Below are 21,254 nucleotides of genomic sequence, written 5' to 3'. Positions count from 1 at the left end.
AGGATGAAGAAACTGGCGGAAAGTATCATAGATTTGTTGAAACTAAAAAGGGTTCAGTATGGAGATGTGAGGGTAGTAAGGGTTGTTAAAGAGTTCATTTTGGTAAAGGATGGAATTGTTGATAGGATCGAAAAAACTGTGAACGAAGGTGTGGGAATTCGAGTACTTGTTGATAATCGATGGGGTTTTGCTGGAGTGAGTTCGACTTCTATCAAGGACGCGGAGGAAGCCGTTAATAGAGCGATTGAAATAGCACGGTCTACTCATAAGATTGCGAAGGTTGCAGGACTTAGTCAAGAGCCCCCTTATGTGGATAGTTATGTGAGTCCCCATATTAAGGACCCTTTCAAGGTGGACCTTGAAGATAAGATAAATTTGCTCCTTGAGCTGGATCTACATTTGAAGGGGAGGTATATAAGAAAGCGCCTTTCTTATCTGGAATTTGAAGATTTTAAACAGGTATTTGCGAGTACCGAAGGTAGTTTAATCGATCAAAGGTTTATTGACTCTGGTATTTCCATGAAAGTAGTGGCTGAAAGAGAGGGAGAGGTTCAGGAAAGAAGCTTTTCTAACATGCTCAGAAAGGGTTACGAGTATATCATAGAGCTAAATGCTAAGGAAATTGCAGAAAAGCTAGTGGATGAAGTTCAGGAGCTTTTATTTGCCCCCACATGCCCTGAGGGTGAGATGGATGTGATTCTTGCCCCTGATCAGATGGCGTTGCAGATCCACGAGTCCATTGGTCATCCCTTAGAACTGGATAGAGTCCTTGGCTTCGAAGCTTCATATGCAGGGACGAGTTTTGCGACCCTTGATAAATTAAACACCTTTAAATATGGTTCAGAGCTTTTAAATGTATACCAGGATTCAACTTATCCCCATGGGCTTGGGACTTTCGGGTATGATGATGAGGGAGTTAAGGCACAAAACATTCCTTTAATAAAAGATGGAATTCTTTCTGGATACCTTTCTTCCAGGGAAAGTGCTTATTATATTAATTCAAAGAGCTCTGGTGCAGCAAGGGCGCAGGATTGGTCGAGGATTCCATTAGTAAGGATGACCAATATAAACTTGCTTCCAGGTAATTCTTCCTTAGAGGAGATGATCGAAAGCACTAAGTATGGTATTCTTATGAAAACGAACAAGTCCTGGTCTATTGACGATAAGAGGTTAAACTTTCAATTTGGAACAGAAGTAGGCTACCTCATTTCTAAAGGGAAGATAGTAGGTATGGTAAAAAATCCTGCTTATACTGGAATCACCCCCGTTTTTTGGAATAACTTGGTGATGGTGGGAAACGAGAAAGAGTTTGAATATTACGGGATTTCCAATTGTGGTAAGGGAGAGCCTGGTCAGACTATGAAGGTTGGACATGGCAGTCCTCCCTGCAAATTCAGAAAAGTGAGGGTTGTGCCATCAAAATGAAGAAAAGATTATTTGTATTTTCGTTATTAGCTATAATTTCGTGTTCACCCGAAAAATCGAACTACGTTACAAAAACATACCTCGTTATGGGGACCGTTTTAAATGTAACCCTTCCGCAGAAGGACATCCTGCTTAGTGATTCTGTCTATTCAATATTCCGGCTCGTAGACTCTTTGATGAATCCAATAAAACCCTATTCTGACATTTATAAGATTAACGATAACTCTGGCAAGTTTGTTTCCGTTCATCCTTACACGGCCGATTGTATCAGGAAAGCGATTTATGTATCTCAACTTACCGACGGGGCCTTTGATATCACTGTGGGATCCTTGGTGCACCTCTGGCACTTTGACGAGCAAGGTAAATATGCTTTTCCTCCTGTAGATTCCATAGAAAAATATCGGAAATTCGTTGATTACAGGAAAGTTGTTGAGTCGGATAATAGGGTTAAAATAGGTAAAAATCAAAGGATAACCGTTGCAGGCATAGCTAAAGGTTATGCCATCGATCTTGCAGCCCGCTACTTAAGAGATAAAGGTGTAAGTTCTGCAATAATAGATGCTGGAGGGGATCTTTACCTTGTTGGTAGAAAGGAAGGCAAGCCCTGGCGTGTTGGTATAAGAGACCCTCATAATAGAGAAGGCGTTAATAAAGTTGTTGCTCTTTCCGATATATCTTGCTGTACTTCGGGGGATTATGAGAGATACATTGAGCAGAATGGTAAAAGGTATAGTCATATTTTTTCACCTTTAACAGGCTATCCCGTGTCCAATGGCGTGCGGAGTGTCACGGTGTTATTTAAGGATGCAACACTCTGTGACGGTTTTGCCACTGCAATTTTTGTAATGGGCCCTGAAAAGGCTAAGGAACTCCAGGAAAAGGTTAAAGGCCTTGAGTATTACATAATAATGGACGATACCACAATTTACTCTGAGGGTTTTACTAAGTATTTAGCTGACTAATCTGTGTTTTGAAATTCTGTGGGCCAAGTTCGTAAATATCATTACCCTCGGCATCAATACCAACGATTACAGGAAAATCGACAACATGAAGTGCGTAAATGGCTTCTGGGCCAAGGTCTTCATAGCCTACTATCGTGGAGCGAACAATTTTTGTTGAAAGGATGGCGCCAGCCCCACCTGTGGCAATAAAGTAGACCCCTCTGAACTTCCGCAGGGCGTTTCGTACTTCTTCACCTCTTTTCCCTTTTCCGATAAATCCATAAACCCCATGCTGTAAAAGGATTGGAACATAAGGATCCATTCGATAAGATGTAGTTGGCCCAGCTGACCCGATAACCCTTCCAGGGGGTGCCGGGGATGGCCCACAATAATAAATGATTGCACCCTTTAATGGAAATAAACTAAAAATGTGTTTCTCAAGTTCTTCCACAATCCTTTTGTGGGCTGCATCTCTTGCGGTATATATGACTCCTGTGAGAAAAACCCTATCACCTGCCTTTAAATTGAGAAGTGTTTCCTTTTCAATGGGAAGAGTTAATCGCCTTTCATTCATGTGAAAATTTTAAAACTCGGATAACCTATTTTCAAAAGGCTCCTGAATTTGAAATCAGAATTGATTAAATTGAATTTTAGCACGGGCATTAGGAGGCGATTTTCACTTTTATTAATCGTTCACACAAGCGACATTAAAATTTTTCTATGAAAAAGCGGTTAATTATTTCAGTTTTTTTCGGGGTTATTTTCATTGCCTTTTTGGCCGTTGCGATCTATTCATCCATTAGAGCTTATAGAGTGCGAAACAGGATGTGGTACATAAAGAATGTTAATCCTTCAATAAGGGTTGAGGTAGTTAATGCGACGGGTATCCCAGGACTTGCGAGAAAGGTCACCTTTTTGTTGAGACAGGATGGCTTTGATGTTGTTTACTATTCCAGCTCAGGAGATACAATAAAAAAGACAGTGGTGGTTGAGCGTTCAGATTCCTCACTTTCCCATGCAAAACACCTTGCTAAGTGGATTGGATGTAAGGAAATTACACTGGAATGGGACTACGATAAAATTTCCGATTGTGCGCTGGTTATAGGGCTGGATTTTAACAAATATTTCCCAGGGGTTGATACTGCAAAGATCCTTTATTGATTCCCAGGAGGGCTGTAGTTCGGGGCTTCTTTGGTTATTATAATGTCATGGGGGTGGGACTCCCTAACCCCAGCATGGGTGATTTTTATGAACCTGCTTTTTACACGAAGTTCCTGTAGGTTCCTTGAACCGGTATAACCCATACCGGAACGAAGTCCTCCCAGAAGTTGAAAGACCACATCGGCAACCTTTCCGCGATAAGGCACCATTCCCTCCACACCTTCAGGGACAAATTTTGTTTGTTTATCCTGGAAATAGCGGTCTTTGCTTCCCTGGGACATGGCTCCTAAGGAGCCCATTCCCCTGTAGACCTTAAATTTTCTACCTTCATAAAGGACCGTTTCGCCAGGGCTTTCGTCAGTTCCCGCAAAGAGACTCCCTATCATAACTGAAGAGGCACCAGCGGCAAGGGCCTTTACAATGTCACCAGAATATCTGATACCACCATCTGCAATGATTGGAATATCATATTTCTTTGCCTCATCATAACAATCTATTATTGCTGTAAGTTGGGGAACACCAACGCCTGCGACTACTCTTGTTGTACATATGGAACCGGGCCCAACCCCCACCTTTACGCCATCGGCACCTGCCTCAATTAAAGCCCTGCACCCCTCTCTTGTGGCTACATTCCCTGCAACTACAGGTATTTCGAAGTTCTTTTTTATCCACTTGACCATTTCTATAACCCGTTTATGGTGGCCATGGGCAGTATCAACTACAATCACGTCGCATCCAGCTTCTATAAGTCTTTTCACCCTTTCCTTAGAGTCCTCACCTGTTCCACAAGCTGCTGCAACCCTCAAACGACCGTGAGAGTCTACATTGGCTTCTGGATATTCCAGTTTTCTCAGAATATCTTTGAAGGTCACAAGATATTTGAGTTTGCCCTCTTTGTCGACAATCGGGAGTTTTTCTACCTTGTGTTTTTTCATTTTCTCTTTGGCTTCTTCCATTGATATGCCAAAGGTTCCCGTAACGAGATTTGTAGTCATTATTTCTCTGAGGGGTTTTGACTCATCGTCTTCAAATAAAAGGTCTCTTCTTGTTACAATGCCGAGGAGCTTTCTTTCATTATCAACGATTGGGATCCCAGAAATGCCCTTTTCTTCAATTAGTTTAAGGGCATCTTTCACGGTGTTCTCAGGTCCGAGGACAAAGGGGTCTTCGATGAACCAGCTTTGAGCCCTTTTTACTTTTCTTACCTCTTCTGCCTGCCTTTCAGGAGTCATATTTCTGTGAATGACTCCTATTCCTCCGAGTCTGGCTATGGCGATAGCCATCTCTGATTCGGTGACGGTATCCATGGCAGCGGAGACAAGAGGAATGTTCAAAGGGACATTTTTAGCGAAAATTGTCTTAAGATCGGTCTCCGCAGGGAGAATCTCGCTTTCACCCGGGAGGATTAAAACATCATCAAAGGTAAGTCCTTCTTTTAGATCCATTACGATAAAGTTAAACTGGGGGACAGGGATTCGAACCCCGACTGGCGGATCCAGAGTCCGCTGTCCTGCCAGTTAGACGATCCCCCAGTGGTAGCGCCACCGGGATTTGAACCCGGGTCTCCTGGCTGAGAACCAGGTATCCTGAGCCAGACTAGACGATGGCGCCTATGTATATATTATAGAGTCAAAATACTGGATAAGCAAGCTACGGACTAAGTCTTAATTTGGTGTCGGAGCTTGCGAGGACTTTGTAAGGAGGTATTGTAGAGGATATTTGGATGAATTCTTTACGTTTTGATTTTCTTGTCTTTGCTTATTATAATTTTCACATGAGTGAGAATAAGGTTTTGTTGAGTTTTGAGTCGTTGTTAAAAGAAGCTGTACCTCAGGCAAAGGGAGTTGAGTTCTATTACAATGTGTATGAGTCACCTTACCGTCAACATTTTATAGGATTGACTGGCGAGATACCCGAGATTTTTGCCTTTGATGATAAAGTAGCCTTTCTTGATACGCCAAGTGCTTTAATTATTACTTTTGAAGGAACTGATGAACGATTGGTAAAGTGGTTGAATATTCATAAAGGGTTTGCAAAGCTTATATTGACCATTTCTGAATCTGAGTACCTTCAGAGTGTTGTTGACGAGTTTGTGCACAAGGTTACTATGGTTAAGGAATTTGACGAAATTTATAATGAAATCATAGAACACCTTTGCCAAATCACTTCTTCGACAATCGGAGGTATCACCGTTTACGATGAAGTAACTAATTATCTTTTAGGTAGGGGTAAGGGTTATATGGACTTTTCTCTTCATGGAGATGTGGTCATCGAGGGCGTGTTCAACTTTCCACTTACACCGGAGACAGCAGCTTCTCAGGTGCTTGAGAAAAAAGATATAGTTGTTATTAATGATGCTAAAAATGAACCGAGAATCTTGAAACAATTTGTGGACTATTACAAAGTTGAAAGGGTCATGATAGTTCCTCTTTTCGTAGACAATAAACTCTTCGGTATGATCTATCTTGGGCGATATTATGGATTTCCGCCATATACGCAAGCAGAGGTTAGGCTTTTAAGGTCTCTTATTCCTTATCTCACCAGCGTTTTGAAATTACTGAAATATCGTGAAGATTCAGAAAAAAGGTTGAAGGCTCTGCTTTTTGTTAAGGATCTCGCAGAGAACATTTTAAGCGAGTCAAGTCTTCTAAAAATCTTTGATGTGTCAAGGGAATACCTTAGAGAAATTGTAAAGATAGAGAATTGCGCTTTTTATAGCAATAACTTGGGTCATTTCACTTTATTGTACAATTTTGGCTTTTCGAAGAGCGAGCTCGCCGAAATTAAGAAGAATTTGCCTCTTGAGGAAGAAGCAAAGGGAGAAGGGGAGGTTTGTACCACCTGCTTAAAGAATGCGGACCTAAATTATAAGGTTTTACTTACCGTTTCTTTTTCTATCGAAAATCATAATTACCTGGCCATTCTTGGGTCCAGAATTAAAGAAAAGCTCACTGATGAAGATCAAGAATTGATTAAGGTACTATTCAGTTCTGTAAAAGTTGCTTCAAAAAATCTCTTCCTATACGAAAAGAGTGTGGAAGCACTCGATAAAATCATCGAAATTCTTTCCCAGCTTGAGAGCAAAAAGGACTATTTTACGGCAAATCACTCTAAGGATGTGGCTGAATTTGCTTTGAGAGTTGCAGAGGCCTTAAATTTACCTGCTGATGAAAAGAAAAATATATATGTGGCGGGTTTACTTCATGATATCGGAAAAGTTGTGGTGGAGAGGGCTATCCTGCTAAAGGATGGTCCCCTTAATAGTGTAGAATGGGATGAGATAAGAAATCATCCTTATGTTGGGAAGGAAATATTGAAAAGCATTCCAGGACTTGAGAAGACTGCTCTGTATGTTGAAACCCATCATGAACGTTATGATGGCAAAGGTTACCCCAATGGTCTTAAAGGCGAGGAAATCCCATTAGGAGGTCGGATTCTCTGTATTTCTGATGCTGTAGTAACTATGCTCTCTGACAGGCCTTACAGAAAGGCTTTGAACAAAGAACAAGTCATTTTTGAATTAATTAAAGAAAGTGGAAAGCAATTTGATCCGCAACTTGTCAAAGTTGTGGTCAATATACTTGAGCAGGAAAACGTTTAATTTTTTAATCTCTAAACCTCTCAATTAGTTTTTCTAATTCTGAAAGAAGCGAGGTCAGGGTTGGAGTTTCGAAGAATTTTCTTCCAGTGACTTCGTTAGCATAGCTTTTATAAATGTTACTCACCAGTTCTTTCCACTCCCCGGGTAGAGAAGGAGGATTGGATTTAACCAGGTTCTTCCAATTTTGTCTATCCTCCTTCTTTGCTTTTTCGATTTCTTCATACCAATCAGTTTTCCTGTAAAAGATTCTCAATATCTCTTTACTCACAGGAATTCCTTTGTAGGTGAACCTGCACTCGTCAAGAGCCCCAACGGCATCGACTACCATTAAGTTTCTATCTTCATCAAGGGCAAATTCAAACTTTCCATCTTCGTTAACGAGGCCGAATCTGCTTACCTCCTCGGTGATAATTGCGTTAATTTTAATTGCGATTTCTTTAAGTTTAGTAAATTCTTCTGGTGTGAGTCCGCTGATCTCAAAGGCCTCATTTTCTTTTATGTATCTATCTGTAACTTCAAGTTTCGTTGAAAAATCGAGGATGGGTTTTTCCAGTTTCTCACCGGGTTGTGGTATGCTTTTTAGCCCCGCATCCTCGGGCTTCCACTCTCCCTTTAAGAGCCTCTTTAATAACGAAGAGCCTTCAGGAAGGCTATTTCTGTAAATAACCTCAAGGGGGATAAGAAAATTCGATTTTAAAGTCTTAAAAGCTGAGTAGTCATAGTCTTTTCCATTAAAAGTGGGCTTTATTACTCTTACCATCTTAAATTGAAGTGTGTTCGAGGGCTCTTTTACATCGTTAAGTTTTTTTACTGTTCCTTCTTCGACTATACCAAGATAGTGAGTCCTTATGCCCCTTTGTTCCAGCTTTTCGAAAAAGTAAGCGGTTACAATGCAGATGGCCTTACCCTTATCCGGTATTTGATCTGGCATTTCCCCCCAGTCAAAGACCGAGTAACGGTCCGAAAACACGAAATTGCCCACTCCCGTCGTTTCTTCTGTTGGTTCCTTTAATACGATTAAGTCCTTTACGCTACCCATTGAGAAGCTCCTTGTCACTTTTTTCAATTTCTTCTTTGAGTTTTATCTGATATTCTTCGACTTTTTTTCTTACTTCATCATCTTTAACTCCCACAATTTTAGCTGCAGCTAAGGCGGCTTGTTCTGGTTCAAGCACCACCATTGGGGCTACTCCTTCTGGCATCCTTAAGGATGAGAAGAGGTCGGCACCGGCAAATTTTTCGGAATAGGGTGGACAGGCAATGACGGGTTTTGAAGTCTGAGCGTCAACAAAGCCACTTAACGCATTACTTTTTCCAGCAACGGTAATGATGACATCAATCTCCTTTTCATACTCTTTAAGAATTTCTAAAACCTTTAAGGGAACTTTATGGGCAGAACCAATGCGTAGGATTACTTCGATGCCGAATTTTGCTAATTCTTTCTTGATGTTTTCACAAAATGTTATATCCTTTTTGGAGCCCATTATGATTAAGACACGGGACATTATCCCCCCTTCTTAGGTATTGTAAAAAGGCATTTAAATTATAAAGGATCAAAATTTTGAGAAAATGGGCCGTGCAGGACTCGAACCTGCGGCCACCGGATTAAAAATCCGGTGCTCTACCTCCTGAGCTAACGGCCCTGTTGTGCTCAATTATAAAGGAATTAAATCGTCCTATCAAAAGCTCAAGGAATAGAAAGTTCCGTCCCTTGCTGCAATGAATAACCTTCTGCCCCATAAGAGTGGAGAGGTTTCAAGGACTTTGGGTATTGGAAGTACCCAGATTAGATTGCCATTATTAAGGTTCAGACAGTAAAGTTCACCAAATTCTCCCGTTTCGGTTGTAGTTGAAACAAGTACGAAGGTATCGATAATCACGGGTGTAGAAGATATAAAATTTTTAGTGTCAAAAGTCCACATCCTGATTCCTGTTTTTGTGTTATGGGAGTAGATCTTTCCAAAAGCGGTACTTACAACTACGAAGCTATCCTTAACCGCAGGGGATCCAGTGACTGGCTCTGTAAAGTTAAAAGACCACAAGATAGTATTCTTTGCCACATCGAAACACCCTATTTCGCCTGCTGTGTTTCCATAGAACAGCTGTTTTTCATAGAGATTTAGATAAGCTTCTATTGGGGCTGAAGTTTTAATGTGGTTTATCTCAACTCCTGTTGTTCTATTCACGATATAAATATTTCCGTTTAAATCGGCCACATAAAGGTTTGTTTCATCAATTAAAGGCATGTTTTTAACCATTCCCTCGGTGGAGAATTTCCATTCAATTTTGTCCTGATTGATGTTGTATGCGTATACACCATCTTGAAAAACAGGTACGTAAATTATATCGCCGAAGGCAATAGGGGGTGCGACAATGGACCCGTTGAAACTCTTTGACTTCAATATTTGACCCGAAGTGTTGATAATGTGTAAAACTCCATTTGAAGTGCCAACGATTATATTGTTATTCAATATAACCGGAGCGTGATTAATACTGCCATTTAAGTTTGTCTGCCAAAGCACATTACCGAGAGTATCTAATGCGTACAATATCCCCTGGTCTGTCCCTACATATATTATGCCGTTGTTTATCGCAGGCTGTGACGGAATACCGGTTAAATTCCTTGACCAATCAATGCGTGGTACTTGATTTCCCAAAAGGGCCTTTACGTTGAAATTGTGCTCCGAATTGCCCATGTATACAGGGAATATTACCTTTTCTTCTTGTGAAGGTGTAAAGAAGAATTTTCTATAGACTGCAAAAAGTAAACCCAATACTATAGGAATTGAGACGAGGATTGGAACGAGAGGCGAGCGTTTCCTGCTTTTTACTGTTTTAAACTCTGGAGCGGGCTCCTTAGTTAATTCTTCCTCTTCTTCCTTCTCTTCCTCGACTTTTTCCTCAGGGACCGTACTAATTACTTCCACACCCTGTTTTTCAAGCTCTTCTAGTATTTTAGAAGCTTCCTCCAGGTTAATCTCTTCTATCTGCCCGATCTTGGAGGCATCTTCCTGACTTTCTACCATTATAAGTTCTTTTTCACCCAGCCTCTTATTAATTTCTTCAACGGTTTTGCTAATCTTGGCCAGGAGTTCATCGTACTCTTTCACTTTTTTAATGACTTCCATCAATCTATTTCTGGCGCTTTGTTCTTCAGGTCCGCCCATTCGTATTTTTATAACGAGCTTTCCTGCCTCTTCTTCAAGAGCATTTTTTACCGTTTCAACTTCCGTGAGGCTTTCTGTTAAGAAATCCTTTATTTTCTCAAGCCTTTTGTAAATTTCCTCAAGGGGTTTTAAGTAAAGTTGAGCTTTACCTTCTAAACGCTTCTTTTTGAGTTGTTCTTCTTGTTCCAGTAACTCATTGACAGGGGTGACATTTTCTACCTTAATGCTTGTGGGAGGGGCCATTTTCCTTATTTTCTCGAAATCTTCTTCTGTTTCTGCTTCGAGAATTGCTTTGTACTGCTTGTAGTCGTGTTTGGTTAAAGCAATTTCCTTGGCTATTTTTGCTAATTCTGCTCTTCCTATATCGGGAGGCTTATCACCGAGGAGGATGTCGATTTTAGTTCTCTTATACTCTATATTAAGCTCTTTTAACCTATTCTCAAATTCTTCAACTTTGGATTTTACCTCACTGAGAAGCTCGTTGAGCTCCTTAGTCAGAAAATTAATCTCCTTTTCATAATCCGCTTTTAGAATGAGGAACTGTTTTTCCGTGATCTCACCTTTGCTATAAAAGTCGCTTAACTTTGAAAGGGCTCGCGTTATCGAGCTATGCTTTTCTTTATATTCTTCAACTTTTTCGATTAACTTAATTAGTTCCATGTAAAAATTATAGCCTTTAAGATTCAAATTGTCAATAACGCGGCGTTCCTCAAAATTAATCTACTCGAAATGGGATTGTTTCATCAAAAATAGCAAAATAATAAAGCGGTGACCGTATTGCCTCCTTTTGTTCTTTAAAAAAGGAGGAACGCAATGTAGTCGTATCCAATGAAAGTGGCGAGAAACACAAAATTAACGGGATAAAGGTAAAGTGGATATGAGATAGAGGCACCGTTAAACGGGTAGGGTTAAGAATCGAAAGCGTATGTAAAGAAATAAAAAAGAAGGTTGAGAGATTGAGGGATAACATAAAGATATAATATTAACACAAACGATAATCAGATTACAAAGAGAGCTTGACAGGGCTTACAACAAGAAGGGGAGGCTCGAATGGGCATCAGAACTACAATAGACGATCTTTCAAGTAGAATTAATTTTGAAGAAACACGTAATCTCGTTTTTGTAATTCACAAAGTCTTCAGGCCTTTTTGTGTAAAAGCATAGCCATATATTATTAATTACTTTTCAAGCGAACCCTTTCGATTTTCCAGCTTTAGGAGAGGAGACTTGACAATACATTTCCAATGCAATATACTTTACATTGTAAAGTAATTTACAAAAGGAGATTTAAAATGGTAGGTCCAATAATAACTACAATCCTGATAGGGGTGCTGTACGGTGGGTTTGGCGGTTACACCGCAGGCCTTGTGAAATTCAATAACGAAAGCGTAAATAGTAAGCTCGCAGGGCTGGGGATGGAGAAGATCGAGTATGTCTTTGTACAGGGTGGTCATGGCTTCTCTTTCCTCGGGAAAACCATGATTGGGGGCGGTGGAGTCGGTGGTTCAGAAAAAAGAGTAAAGGATACCATGGAGGTAACCTATAGCATAAGCGGTGGGTTTTTCCAGGTGGGGTATATTCCCGTATCCCTCGGGATTTTCAACCCATTCCTGATGCTTGGAATAGGCGGATTTGGTGAAGATGTAAGGATTAGGGTAAGAACTCAAGGTTTAAGCTGGGATAGTGTTTGGACTGATCCCAAAAGGGAAGTTACCATGTCAAGAGGCGGTTTCTCGATTTCACCATCCATTGGATTTGTTGTTTTACCACAGAAACTTCCTGTTGGCTTAATGGCTATGGTTTCTTATAACACAATTTTATCAAAAAATTGGAGTTTGCAAGAAGGTAACGAACTTTTGAATTCTCCCGAATCGCCACTTGGTTCTTTCTCTCTCAGCCTGAGTGTTATATTCGGAGGCGGTTATGAAAGAAAAGGAAATTAAGGAGGCCTTATCTGCTCTTGAAGAGATTAAAGCGGTGTTGAAAAAGGAAACGGAACTCGGCCTTCGCTCCGCGAAGGCCGAGTTCCTGGTGTGGGGACTTTATCAGGCCTCTTCTTCCCTCCTTAGTTATTTCACCGGTGATTGGAGGTATGTTTACTTTCTTCTCCCCTTCTTTTTCCTGCTTGATGCTTTTAAATGGACAAAATGGACAGCCTTTGTTTATTGGATATCGGCTTTTGCTGTTTATCTACTCCTTTTAAGCTCTAAGTTTACATATCTGTCCTTTGGCTTGATATGGTTTATTACGATTCTGGGCGTGTTCTTTAACATGAGAAAAGCCACTAAGAATACGAGATTTACTTTTATACCTGCGCTCTGGGGATATATATTACTTTTCAACGTCCTCTTGACTTTTGCTGTTGTCAAATCTAACAGTTTAGTGCTCTTATATCTTTTATGGCCTGGTATAATAGCTTTTTCCTTAGGTTTGTGGGGCCTATTTTCGGAAAAATCATTGTTTTTATTCTCCTTGGTCAGCAACATTGCTGGGGTTATCGCCTTTATGCTTTTGAATGAAAGGGAAATTCCGCTGACACTTTTGGTATATGGTATTTGCTACGTTGGATTTTACATTTATCTTGAATTGAGGATTAAAAATAGTAGATTATGAATCCAGTAATCCATGAACCGGTTCGGCTTCGGGCGATGTTAGCTCTTGCAAAGTATAAAGAGCTCTCTTTCAAGGAACTTCTGGAGCTGGTTTCCACAACAGAGGGGAACTTATCGAGACACCTCTCGAAGCTGGAAGAAGCAGGCTACGTTGAGATTAAGAAGTTCTTTGAGGGGAAAAAGCCCAAGACTCTCATAAAGATAACCGAAGTGGGGAGGAGAGCATTGGAAGAATACATTGAAGAGCTGGAAAGCATTTTGAAGGGCTATCAAGAGAAATCCGAAGAATAAAGGTTCATAACTTGTTCTGAACCCCCGGACCTTAGTTAAAGTTCATAAAAAAATTATTCTTATACTTCGCCCAGTCCTTTTTCTTAACATCTTGTTGCCCTTAAAATTTTAAAAGTGGACAGGAAAAATTTTGTTATAGGTTTAATGGGATTTCTTTTGTTCTTTGCTCTATCAATTTTTTCCTTTCAAAGGGAAACCAGAGCATTGTATCTTTATTACTCGGCCGAATGCCCACATTGTTTAAAGGTTGTGGATTTTACTTTAAAAGCGAAGCTTAAGAGGCCAGTGATTTTGAAAGAGGTTTTTTATAATGATGCCAATTATGAGGAATTTAAGTCGGTAGCAAAAAGGGTTGGCTTGGATACATTAAAGGTACCAGCGCTTTTTGACCTCCGGAAGAACAAATTGTTGACCGGTGAGGAAAAAGTGATGAATTATTTGCGGAGATATGTAGAGGAATGAAACCAGTAGTTTTTTCATTTCTCTTCTCTTTCTGCCCCCTTTGCTTTGGAGTGGCGGTGGGAGGTTCTCTGTTTTCGAGATTTATCCCGGGATTAAAGATGTATCTCATAAACTCTCTATGGCTTGGATTCCTTTTCTTTGCAATAATTAAGTGGATATACGACTGGTGGTCAATAAGGATACTCGCTGAAAGGGACAGTGGAAAAAGATTTCTGAAAAACCTGATTGAAAGCCTAATCTTCTTAGTGATTTATTGGGGCTTTATAGTTGTCATGTTCTTCCTGAACGGGAAAAGTTTTAAAGCGAGCCATATCTATTCGTTCCATGCGGGTTTTTTTGCCAGTTTAATGTCTTATGAGCTTTACCATTTTCTTTTCGAAAAGGGCATAAAGATTAGATTTGGCAGTACTGTGGTGCCGGGTTTTGTTCTAATTCTTCTCAGTGTGGTTTATTATTTTATTTCATGAATCTTTTATCAATTTTAATTTTGTTCAACACCCTTGAGTTTTCAGGGTTCAGGTGGAGAACTTTTGAAAATTTTGACCCACGCAGTAAAAATCAGTTTACCTCTAAAATGTTGGAGAAGAGGGATGATGTTTTGATATTCCGCGCTTTAGCAAAACCCTCTGACACCGGTGTTGTTTACCTTTCTTCGGGTATTGTTTCAGAAAAGGCTTTTTCTTATGGAACTTTTATCTTCACGGTGGAAGGGGATTTATCAAACCTGAAGGATGCGTGTTTTGCTCCCTTCTTATATGACTTTGATGCGGGAGTATACGAGGTGGATATTGAATTTTCTAAGTGGGGAAATCCTTTGTATCCTTCAGGAAATTATGGGATAATCAGGCAGTTTGGACGATGGTACCAACCTGACAGCGTAAAAAAGACCGTTCATAAGTTTCCATTAAAGTTGAAGCAGAAAAGTGTAACGAAACACTACCTATATTGGTATCCCGATTCCGTTGTTTTTGCGTCTTTCGAAGTTAAAGAAGAGGAGGAAAGGCTCATTGAGAGATGGGTTGTTTCCGATAAAACCTTCGTGCCCAGTAAACCTATGTATGTGGAGATTTACCTCTGGTGGCCCAGGAACCCCAAGAGGTTAAACAAACATGAGATAAAGGTACTTAAATTTGAATATTTGCCTTTTAAGGAGTCATTAGATAAGGGTTTTCTTCCAGGTTCCCCTGAGGTACCAAAGGTAAGCGATTAAACATGCGACTATATTGCTAATATTCATTCCAATCCAGACACCGCTGGTGCCGAAGAGTTTCCCGAAATAGTATGCCATGGGTATTCTCAAAACCCACAACCTTACAAGGCCAAGAATCATTCCCTCTGCTGTTCTTCCTGATACCATGGCAAGACTTGAATAGACGCCAAAAATGCCAAAAAAGGGCATTGCAACAATAAATTTTTCGATGTAGTTTTTCCCTTCAAGAATAACTTGTGGATCTTTGATAAAGGCTGAGATCAACTCCGTCCTTGCTAAATAAATAAAAATTGCAAAGAAACTTATTACAGCAGCATTAAGTAAAACCGCCTTTTTGATAGATTCTTTTACTCTGCTGAAATTTTTCATTCCCAGGTTTTGACCGAGAATGGAACCGAGGGCCTGGTTGATGGCATCAGAAATTGTGAAGATGAGCTGTATGACCCTGTCGCCAATACTATAAGCTGCTACGGCCACGGATCCGAATTTTGAGATGATACTTACCAGAAATACAAAACCAAGGGAATTTAAAGATTGTCCAATACTTGCAGGTAAACCTTTTGTAATGATGGACATCGACAGTTTAAGGTCTGGCTTTAGGTCGCTCAAATGGATTTTTATTCCCAGTTTTCCCGTCAGGAATAGCCTGAGGGCAAGTATAGAAGCTAAAAAGTTCGAGAAAGCAGTAGCGAGGGCAGCACCCATAACTCCCATTTTGGGGAAAATCCATAATCCGTAAATTAAAAGAGGGTCGAGAATCACATTTAATAACATTCCGAAAACGTTTATAGCTGTTGGTGTTCTTGTGTCCCCGAGAGCCCTTAGGGCAAAGGAAAAGGCAAAACCAAGAAAAGAGAAAGGAATGCTTGCAAACATTATTCTAAGATAAATTACGGTGTTATTGAAGGTATCAGTGGGTATTCTCATTGCTTTGAGTATGGAAGGAGTTAATATAAACCCCGTTATGCCAGCTATTATCGAAAAGATGAGGAAGAGGGTAAAGAGATTTCCCATTGCTTTCTGGGCCTTTTTAAAATCACCACTACCTTGATACTGAGAAATAAAGGCAAAACCAGCGACCCCAAAGCCCATTCCAAGGCTCATAATTGTACCAAATACTGGCCAGGAAAGGGTTGGAGAAGAAACCGCTGTCCTTCCAAGTCTACCAAGCCAAAAGGTATCTGTCAGGTTGTAAATTAGGTGTACAAAATTCAGAACGACAAGGGGAAGGGAGAGTTTTATCATCAGCTTCAGAGGGTCCTGTGTCAGAATGTCCTCTCTAATTTTTTCAAATCTCGATGTCATATGCAAAATTATAAAGTTAGCAATGCGAACAAATTAAAATTGACTGATTAAAAAGTTTTGCGCAGGCTAACTCAACATATAGAAATGATCGTAAAGTTGACATTTTACCATTTTGCAACCTTGGATTAAAATTTTGTAAAGGAGGTTTTCAAATGGTTCTCCTTCTCGGTGCAGGAAGACAGGGCTATGTAGCCCTTGAGACCCTCATAGAACTTGGTATTAGAGAAATTCTGGTTGTAGAGAAGGATAGATCTAATGCAGAAAGGGTCCGAAGGCTCGGTGTTGATGTTTTAGAAAAGGGTATTGACGAGATAGACTTAGATGATTACATTAATAAATCAACGCTCATACTTAACTGTCTGCCGGCGAAGTATGGCTTTAAGGTTTTCGAGCGTGCTGTAAAGAAGGGGGTGAGTATCGTCGATATTACTTATATGGAGGAAAATCCACTGGTATTAAATGACATTGCAAAGGAAAACCGAGTCTCTGCCTTTGTGGATGCTGGTTTCGCACCGGGTATTTCGAATCTTTTGGTTGGATATGGATTAACAAAATTGGGGCCAGCGGTGGACAAGATAGTAATTAAGGTTGGGGGAATTCCACTCTATCCAAGGCCACCTTTCAATTACAGAATTACCTGGTCTTTTGAAGATTTGATAGAAGAGTACATAAGGCCTGCAAGGATAAAAAGGGACGGAAAGGTTGTGGCTGTAGAGGCCCTAAGTGGTTTAGAAAAAGACATTTACGAGGGTATAGGTGAATTGGAGGCTTTTTACACCGACGGCCTTAGGTCCCTTTTGGAAACAGTGGATGTGGAAAATATGGAAGAAAAAACTCTAAGGTATCTTGGTCATGCAGAGATTTTTAGAGTTTTAAGGGATATTGGACTTTTTAATAAAGAAGAGTCTATTTATGAGCCTTTTAAAAACTGGCTTTATAGTAAACTGACTGAAGGGGATGAAAAGGATGTTGCTATCCTGAGGGTAGAATTTTACAGGAAAAGCGATAAAAAGGGCTTTGAGATAATCCATCGCTACAATGAAGTTAGAAAAAGAACAGCTATGAGCGAGCTTACAGGTATTCCCCCTGCCATCATTGCTAAGATGTTTCTTGATAAATCCTTAAACTCTACCGGCGTTTTGCCTCTGGAGATGCTTGGGATGGTTAAAGATATTGCAGAGATGTTTTTAAAGATGCTTTCTCAATTTGGGATCTTCGTAAGAGAGTTTTAAAGTGATTAGTTTGCTTCTTGCTTTAAAGAATCTACTGGATTTAGTTGCTCCAAATTAACACTTGAGTCTGCTTTGATTATACTATCCTGCTGAGCACTTTCAGTTATATCCTGCGTTTCCTTCTCTACTTCTGTGTATTCTTCGGAAATTATGCCCCTTCTTTTCATTATGTATAGGATTTTGCTGGCTCTTCTCTGAACATAGGGGGAGGGGTTTGATGGACTGTATTTTAAAGGCCGTGGCAAAACTGCTGCAAGAAGCGCTGATTCCCAGGGCGATAGATCCTTTGCCGATTTTCCAAAATAGTAGTTTGCAGCTGCTTCGGCCCCGAAGATTCCTGGCCCCCATTCTGCAACATTTAGATAGAGTTCGAGTATTCTTTTCTTAGTTAATAGTTTTTCTATCCTTATGGTGAGCACGGCTTCCTGGAGTTTCCGTATTAAACTTTTTCTCGGTGATAAGAATAGATTTTTCGCCAACTGCTGGCTAATTGTGCTCCCTCCATATTTAAACTTTTTATTTTTCAGGTCTTTTTCCAGTGCCTTCTTAAGACCCTCAAGGTCAAATCCTTCATGATGATAAAATTTGTCATCTTCTGCTATTAGAACCGCTTTTATCAGATAGGGAGAAATCTGACTCAAGGGAACAAACCTGTATCTTATTGTAATTTTTTTGCCCTGTTTTTCCCATTGCTTGATTCTGAATTTCATCATTGCAGTCATTTCCGGGTTTTTTGTCCGGTATTGTGAAACGTTGAAGGTAAAAGGGTATATCACAACAACAAAGAGTAAAATTGCAAGGGTGATCAAAATAATAAACCGAAGGATTTTCATAAGTGCTTTAATTTTAAAGTTTTTTGTCCAAACGAAGTTTTGCTTTACAATTCAGCTCGATTTTGCTATAAATAAAAAAAACAATGAGGTGAGGAAATGAGAATGGATAAGTTTACTGAAGGTGCTCAAGAAGCCTTGATGAGGGCTCAGGAAGCGTTGGTTAAGTTTAAACACAATCAATTGGACGTAGAACATATTTTTTATGGACTTCTCGAAGAGGAAGGCGGGGTCGTCTGGGAGATCTTTGAGAAATTGGATGTTCATCCTCTCCTTGTGAAAGAGAAGTTAAAAGAAGCGCTTTTAAAGATACCACAAACAGAGTGGAGCGGATCCCGACCAGTTCAGATATACATTACACCAAGGGCTCAGGAGGTATTGCAACAGGCCTTCGAAGAGGCTGAGAAGCTGAAAGATGAGTATGTTGCTCAGGAGCATTTGCTATTGGCCATTGAAAATTCTGGTGGCGGCCCTTCTGCAAGGATTTTGAAGGAGTTTGGGGTTGATAGGGAGAAGATCTATAAGGCCCTTTATGAGATCAGGGGAGGACAACGGGTTACTGAACCTACAGCGGAAAGTAAGTATAACGCCCTTGCTAAATACACTGTTGATATTACTAAACTTGCCGAGCAGGGTAAACTTGACCCTGTTATTGGAAGGGAAGCAGAAATAGAGAGGGTAATTCAAATTATTTTAAGGAAAACTAAGAACAACCCGGTTTTGATTGGAGAGCCCGGTGTTGGAAAAACAGCCATCGTTTATGGACTCGCGCAGAGGATTGTACAGAAAAAAGTTCCCGACTTTCTCAAGGATAAAAGGATTTTGATGCTGGATATGGGAGCGCTTCTTGCAGGTTCGAAGTTCAGGGGTGAATTTGAGGAAAGATTGAAGGCAGTGATTGATGAAGTAAAAAGGCAAAAAGACAAGTACATACTTTTTATAGATGAATTGCATACTATTGTTGGTGCTGGTGCAGCAGAGGGTGCTATAGATGCGGCAAATCTTTTGAAGCCGGGCCTTGCCTCCGGTGAACTCAGGGTAATCGGCGCTACAACCCTCGACGAATATCGGGAAAGGATTGAGAAGGACGGTGCCCTTGAGAGAAGATTCCAGCAGGTATATGTTAAAGAGCCGAGTGTTGAAGAAACTATTGAAATATTGAAGGGTTTAAGGGAGAGATTTGAAGAACACCACAAAGTTAAGATTCTCGATTCTGCGATTGTGGCTGCGGCAAAGCTTTCTGATCGATACATACAGGGGAGGAAGTTGCCTGATAAGGCTATAGATTTGTTAGACGAAGCCTGTTCCATGTTGAGAATAAAACTTTCCGAAATGCCTGAAGACCTCAAGAGTTTGGAGAGCAAGATTAAGTCATTAAGGGACCAAATAAATTTGCTTGGCCAGTTTGGAAAAGTTACTGAAATAGATCGGATAAAAGAGGAGCTCTCTAAACTGGAGAGCGAATATGAAGAACGCAAAAAGAGATGGCTTGAAGAGCGAGGGATTGACGATGCTGTTGATGACAATGATATAGCCATAGTAGTCTCGAAATGGACGGGCATTCCGGCATTAAGATTACTGGAGGACGAAGCCAAAAGGCTTCTTTACTTGGAGGATGAACTCAGGAAAAGAGTTAAAGGGCAGGACTACGCAATTAAAGTCGTGGCTCAGGCAATCAGGCGCTCTCGAGCTGGTTTGGGGCCACGGAACAGACCAATAGGGGTCTTTATGTTCTTAGGACCCACGGGTGTGGGTAAAACCCATCTGGCAAGGCAACTGGCCTGGCTCCTCTTTAATGACGAGGATGCGCTTTTAAGAATAGATATGTCTGAATATATGGAAAAGCACACTGTTTCGAGGTTGATCGGTGCGCCTCCGGGTTACATTGGATTTGAAAAAGGTGGACAATTGACGGAGGCGGTAAGAAGGCGTCCCTATCAGGTGATCCTGTTTGATGAAATTGAAAAGGCACACCCTGATGTGTTTAATATAATGCTCCAGATTTTTGATGCTGGAAGGCTAACGGATGCCCAGGGCCACGTGGTAGACTTTAAAAACACACTTATAATTATGACTTCCAATATTCAGTATCAATTTAGGGATGCCCCGCAAATCGGGTTTATCAAGAGCGATGACGAAATAAAACATTATCACCAGAACCAGGTTAACAAGATAATGCCTGAACTTCTGAAATATTTTAAGATTGAGTTTTTGAACAGGATTGACGAGTTTGTATTTTTTAACCCCCTTGGTCCTCAGGAAGTTAGGGAGATTGTTGAACTCCAGCTTAGTGAGGTTAAGGAGAGCCTGGCAGAGAATAATATCGAAATCGAATGGACTAAAAATCTCGTTGATTTCCTGGCTGAGACGGGTTATAACCCAGAACTTGGTGCAAGGCCTTTAAGGAGAACAATTCAGATGTATGTTGAAAACCCTCTCGCTGATCGGATTCTTGCGGGTGAGATCAAACCTGCGGATAAAGTGTTAATCGACTACGATAATGAGGTTAAGTTTGTGAAGAAATAGCTACAGCTTTTTAAATTTAAATAAGATTTACCCGGCAGATTTTTGTTAAAAGACGTTTATGTAGGGAAGGTTGTTGCGGTAATGTTGAGGAATTTTAGAGGTAGCTGATATTATTATTTTTCTTTTGCCATTCCTGGCTTTAACATTTAGGATCTTAAAAAAGTATGGATGTTTAGTTAAAGGTGTTTTTGTTTCTTGTTCTTTTCTCGATACTTCACTTTGGTTATGATATTACTCATCTTGCCTTTCTTAAGCCCTTTTGCGGTATTAGTGAGTCTGTTTTTCAGCATCTTAAAATGGTGTTCTGGGCATACCTGCTTGCAAATGTTACAGAGTATCTCTTTGTGAAAAAGAAACTAACAAATAGAGACTCTTTTTGGTTTTCGAGACTTTTCATCACTGTACAGCTGCCCTGGTTTATTGTACTCGTGTGGTATTTAGCACCTTCAATTTTCGGGAGGTTCACCTAATTTCAGCGTTCTTTTATGTTT

20 protein-coding genes and 3 tRNA genes are annotated in these 21,254 nt (G+C 40.3%); 13 read left to right on the top strand and 10 right to left on the bottom strand.

Annotation, left to right across the window (positions count from 1 at the left end; genetic code table 11):
- The first annotated feature begins 3 nt into the window (after positions 1–3).
- Entirely contained in the window at positions 4–1,425 is a 1,422-nt protein-coding gene (locus ABIM45_05340) for a TldD/PmbA family protein (protein ID MEO0239326.1), read from the top strand.
- A complete protein-coding gene (locus tag ABIM45_05335; protein ID MEO0239325.1) occupies positions 1,422–2,387 on the top strand; it encodes an FAD:protein FMN transferase in 966 nt (321 codons plus the stop codon). The genes ABIM45_05340 and ABIM45_05335 overlap by 4 nt, the downstream gene beginning before the upstream one ends.
- Here ABIM45_05335 and ABIM45_05330 read toward each other — a convergent pair.
- Complete coding sequence (locus ABIM45_05330; protein MEO0239324.1) at positions 2,368–2,940, bottom strand: Fe-S-containing hydro-lyase; 573 nt, start codon at positions 2,938–2,940, stop codon at positions 2,368–2,370. The two genes, ABIM45_05335 and ABIM45_05330, sit on opposite strands and share 20 nt — an antisense overlap.
- A gap of 146 nt (positions 2,941–3,086) precedes the next feature.
- Between ABIM45_05330 and ABIM45_05325 the strand changes: the two genes are divergently transcribed.
- A complete protein-coding gene (locus ABIM45_05325) occupies positions 3,087–3,527 on the top strand; it encodes a LytR C-terminal domain-containing protein (protein ID MEO0239323.1) in 441 nt (146 codons plus the stop codon).
- Here ABIM45_05325 and guaB read toward each other — a convergent pair.
- The 3 genes from guaB to ABIM45_05310 form a co-directional block, all read right to left on the bottom strand.
- Complete coding sequence (guaB, locus tag ABIM45_05320; GenBank protein ID MEO0239322.1) at positions 3,521–4,972, bottom strand: IMP dehydrogenase; 1,452 nt, start codon at positions 4,970–4,972, stop codon at positions 3,521–3,523. The genes ABIM45_05325 and guaB overlap by 7 nt on opposite strands.
- Before the next feature lie 15 nt (positions 4,973–4,987).
- Positions 4,988–5,059: transfer RNA gene (locus ABIM45_05315), tRNA-Gln, on the bottom strand.
- Between the two features lies 1 nt (position 5,060).
- A tRNA-Glu gene (locus ABIM45_05310) sits at positions 5,061–5,138 on the bottom strand.
- 163 nt (positions 5,139–5,301) lie between these two features.
- Here ABIM45_05310 and ABIM45_05305 point away from each other — a divergent pair.
- On the top strand, positions 5,302–7,128 hold the full coding sequence (locus tag ABIM45_05305; GenBank protein ID MEO0239321.1) for an HD domain-containing phosphohydrolase: 1,827 nt from the start codon (positions 5,302–5,304) through the stop codon (positions 7,126–7,128).
- A gap of 4 nt (positions 7,129–7,132) precedes the next feature.
- Here the strand turns inward: ABIM45_05305 and purC are convergent, their stop codons facing one another.
- The 4 genes from purC to ABIM45_05285 form a co-directional block, all read right to left on the bottom strand.
- Complete coding sequence (gene purC / locus ABIM45_05300) at positions 7,133–8,167, bottom strand: phosphoribosylaminoimidazolesuccinocarboxamide synthase (protein MEO0239320.1); 1,035 nt, start codon at positions 8,165–8,167, stop codon at positions 7,133–7,135.
- Positions 8,160–8,633, bottom strand: coding sequence for an AIR carboxylase family protein (locus tag ABIM45_05295; GenBank protein ID MEO0239319.1), 474 nt, complete (start codon positions 8,631–8,633; stop codon positions 8,160–8,162). Before ABIM45_05295 ends, purC begins: the two co-directional genes overlap by 8 nt.
- Positions 8,634–8,698: 65 nt before the next feature.
- Positions 8,699–8,771: transfer RNA gene (locus ABIM45_05290), tRNA-Lys, on the bottom strand.
- A gap of 36 nt (positions 8,772–8,807) precedes the next feature.
- Entirely contained in the window at positions 8,808–10,955 is a 2,148-nt protein-coding gene (locus ABIM45_05285; GenBank protein ID MEO0239318.1) for a PQQ-binding-like beta-propeller repeat protein, read from the bottom strand.
- Positions 10,956–11,587: 632 nt separating this feature from the next.
- Between ABIM45_05285 and ABIM45_05280 the strand changes: the two genes are divergently transcribed.
- The 6 genes from ABIM45_05280 (at position 11,588) to ABIM45_05255 (ending at position 14,870) form a co-directional block, all read left to right on the top strand.
- A complete protein-coding gene (locus tag ABIM45_05280; protein ID MEO0239317.1) occupies positions 11,588–12,238 on the top strand; it encodes a hypothetical protein in 651 nt (216 codons plus the stop codon).
- On the top strand, positions 12,219–12,908 hold the full coding sequence (locus ABIM45_05275) for a hypothetical protein (protein MEO0239316.1): 690 nt from the start codon (positions 12,219–12,221) through the stop codon (positions 12,906–12,908). Before ABIM45_05280 ends, ABIM45_05275 begins: the two co-directional genes overlap by 20 nt.
- A complete protein-coding gene (locus ABIM45_05270; protein ID MEO0239315.1) occupies positions 12,905–13,198 on the top strand; it encodes a transcriptional regulator in 294 nt (97 codons plus the stop codon). The genes ABIM45_05275 and ABIM45_05270 overlap by 4 nt, the downstream gene beginning before the upstream one ends.
- 114 nt (positions 13,199–13,312) lie before the next feature.
- Positions 13,313–13,660, top strand: coding sequence for a hypothetical protein (locus ABIM45_05265; protein MEO0239314.1), 348 nt, complete (start codon positions 13,313–13,315; stop codon positions 13,658–13,660).
- On the top strand, positions 13,657–14,127 hold the full coding sequence (locus ABIM45_05260) for a hypothetical protein (protein ID MEO0239313.1): 471 nt from the start codon (positions 13,657–13,659) through the stop codon (positions 14,125–14,127). The genes ABIM45_05265 and ABIM45_05260 overlap by 4 nt, the downstream gene beginning before the upstream one ends.
- Positions 14,124–14,870 (top strand): hypothetical protein, encoded by a 747-nt coding sequence (locus ABIM45_05255; GenBank protein ID MEO0239312.1) that lies wholly within the window; start codon positions 14,124–14,126, stop codon positions 14,868–14,870. Before ABIM45_05260 ends, ABIM45_05255 begins: the two co-directional genes overlap by 4 nt.
- On the opposite strand, the gene ABIM45_05250 is transcribed toward ABIM45_05255, so the two are convergent.
- Positions 14,817–16,175 (bottom strand): MATE family efflux transporter, encoded by a 1,359-nt coding sequence (locus tag ABIM45_05250; protein ID MEO0239311.1) that lies wholly within the window; start codon positions 16,173–16,175, stop codon positions 14,817–14,819. The genes ABIM45_05255 and ABIM45_05250 overlap by 54 nt on opposite strands.
- A 152-nt stretch (positions 16,176–16,327) precedes the next feature.
- Here ABIM45_05250 and ABIM45_05245 point away from each other — a divergent pair, with 152 nt between their 5' ends.
- On the top strand, positions 16,328–17,407 hold the full coding sequence (locus tag ABIM45_05245) for a saccharopine dehydrogenase C-terminal domain-containing protein (GenBank protein ID MEO0239310.1): 1,080 nt from the start codon (positions 16,328–16,330) through the stop codon (positions 17,405–17,407).
- A gap of 5 nt (positions 17,408–17,412) precedes the next feature.
- On the opposite strand, the gene mtgA is transcribed toward ABIM45_05245, so the two are convergent.
- A complete protein-coding gene (gene mtgA, locus ABIM45_05240; GenBank protein ID MEO0239309.1) occupies positions 17,413–18,240 on the bottom strand; it encodes a monofunctional biosynthetic peptidoglycan transglycosylase in 828 nt (275 codons plus the stop codon).
- A 102-nt stretch (positions 18,241–18,342) separates the two neighbouring features.
- Here mtgA and ABIM45_05235 point away from each other — a divergent pair, with 102 nt between their 5' ends.
- Complete coding sequence (locus ABIM45_05235) at positions 18,343–20,763, top strand: AAA family ATPase (GenBank protein MEO0239308.1); 2,421 nt, start codon at positions 18,343–18,345, stop codon at positions 20,761–20,763.
- Positions 20,764–20,951: 188 nt separating this feature from the next.
- Positions 20,952–21,233: a hypothetical protein gene (locus tag ABIM45_05230; protein MEO0239307.1), complete on the top strand. Its 282-nt coding sequence runs from the start codon at positions 20,952–20,954 to the stop codon at positions 21,231–21,233.
- Positions 21,234–21,254 lie beyond the last annotated feature (21 nt).

The sequence above is a fragment of the candidate division WOR-3 bacterium genome, assembly GCA_039803545.1.
In the GTDB taxonomy this organism is placed as follows: Bacteria; Hydrothermota; Hydrothermia; order UBA1063; family UBA1063; genus UBA1063.
This window is presented reverse-complemented; position numbering and strand designations above follow the sequence as displayed.

Bases quoted from the DNA above. Each gene is read 5' to 3' on its own strand.
- ABIM45_05285 (MEO0239318.1), bottom strand. From the start codon at position 10,955: ATGGAACTAATTAAGTTAATCGAAAAAGTTGAAGAATATAAAGAAAAG.
- mtgA (MEO0239309.1), bottom strand. From the start codon at position 18,240: ATGAAAATCCTTCGGTTTATTATTTTGATCACCCTTGCAATTTTACTC.
- ABIM45_05270 (MEO0239315.1), top strand. From the start codon at position 12,905: ATGAATCCAGTAATCCATGAACCGGTTCGGCTTCGGGCGATGTTAGCT.
- ABIM45_05250 (MEO0239311.1), bottom strand. From the start codon at position 16,175: ATGACATCGAGATTTGAAAAAATTAGAGAGGACATTCTGACACAGGAC.
- ABIM45_05330 (MEO0239324.1), bottom strand. From the start codon at position 2,940: ATGAATGAAAGGCGATTAACTCTTCCCATTGAAAAGGAAACACTTCTC.
- ABIM45_05280 (MEO0239317.1), top strand. From the start codon at position 11,588: ATGGTAGGTCCAATAATAACTACAATCCTGATAGGGGTGCTGTACGGT.
- guaB (MEO0239322.1), bottom strand. From the start codon at position 4,972: ATGGATCTAAAAGAAGGACTTACCTTTGATGATGTTTTAATCCTCCCG.
- ABIM45_05335 (MEO0239325.1), top strand. From the start codon at position 1,422: ATGAAGAAAAGATTATTTGTATTTTCGTTATTAGCTATAATTTCGTGT.
- ABIM45_05260 (MEO0239313.1), top strand. From the start codon at position 13,657: ATGAAACCAGTAGTTTTTTCATTTCTCTTCTCTTTCTGCCCCCTTTGC.
- ABIM45_05340 (MEO0239326.1), top strand. From the start codon at position 4: ATGAAGAAACTGGCGGAAAGTATCATAGATTTGTTGAAACTAAAAAGG.
- ABIM45_05305 (MEO0239321.1), top strand. From the start codon at position 5,302: ATGAGTGAGAATAAGGTTTTGTTGAGTTTTGAGTCGTTGTTAAAAGAA.
- ABIM45_05245 (MEO0239310.1), top strand. From the start codon at position 16,328: ATGGTTCTCCTTCTCGGTGCAGGAAGACAGGGCTATGTAGCCCTTGAG.
- ABIM45_05275 (MEO0239316.1), top strand. From the start codon at position 12,219: ATGAAAGAAAAGGAAATTAAGGAGGCCTTATCTGCTCTTGAAGAGATT.
- purC (MEO0239320.1), bottom strand. From the start codon at position 8,167: ATGGGTAGCGTAAAGGACTTAATCGTATTAAAGGAACCAACAGAAGAA.
- ABIM45_05235 (MEO0239308.1), top strand. From the start codon at position 18,343: ATGGATAAGTTTACTGAAGGTGCTCAAGAAGCCTTGATGAGGGCTCAG.
- ABIM45_05295 (MEO0239319.1), bottom strand. From the start codon at position 8,633: ATGTCCCGTGTCTTAATCATAATGGGCTCCAAAAAGGATATAACATTT.
- ABIM45_05255 (MEO0239312.1), top strand. From the start codon at position 14,124: ATGAATCTTTTATCAATTTTAATTTTGTTCAACACCCTTGAGTTTTCA.
- ABIM45_05325 (MEO0239323.1), top strand. From the start codon at position 3,087: ATGAAAAAGCGGTTAATTATTTCAGTTTTTTTCGGGGTTATTTTCATT.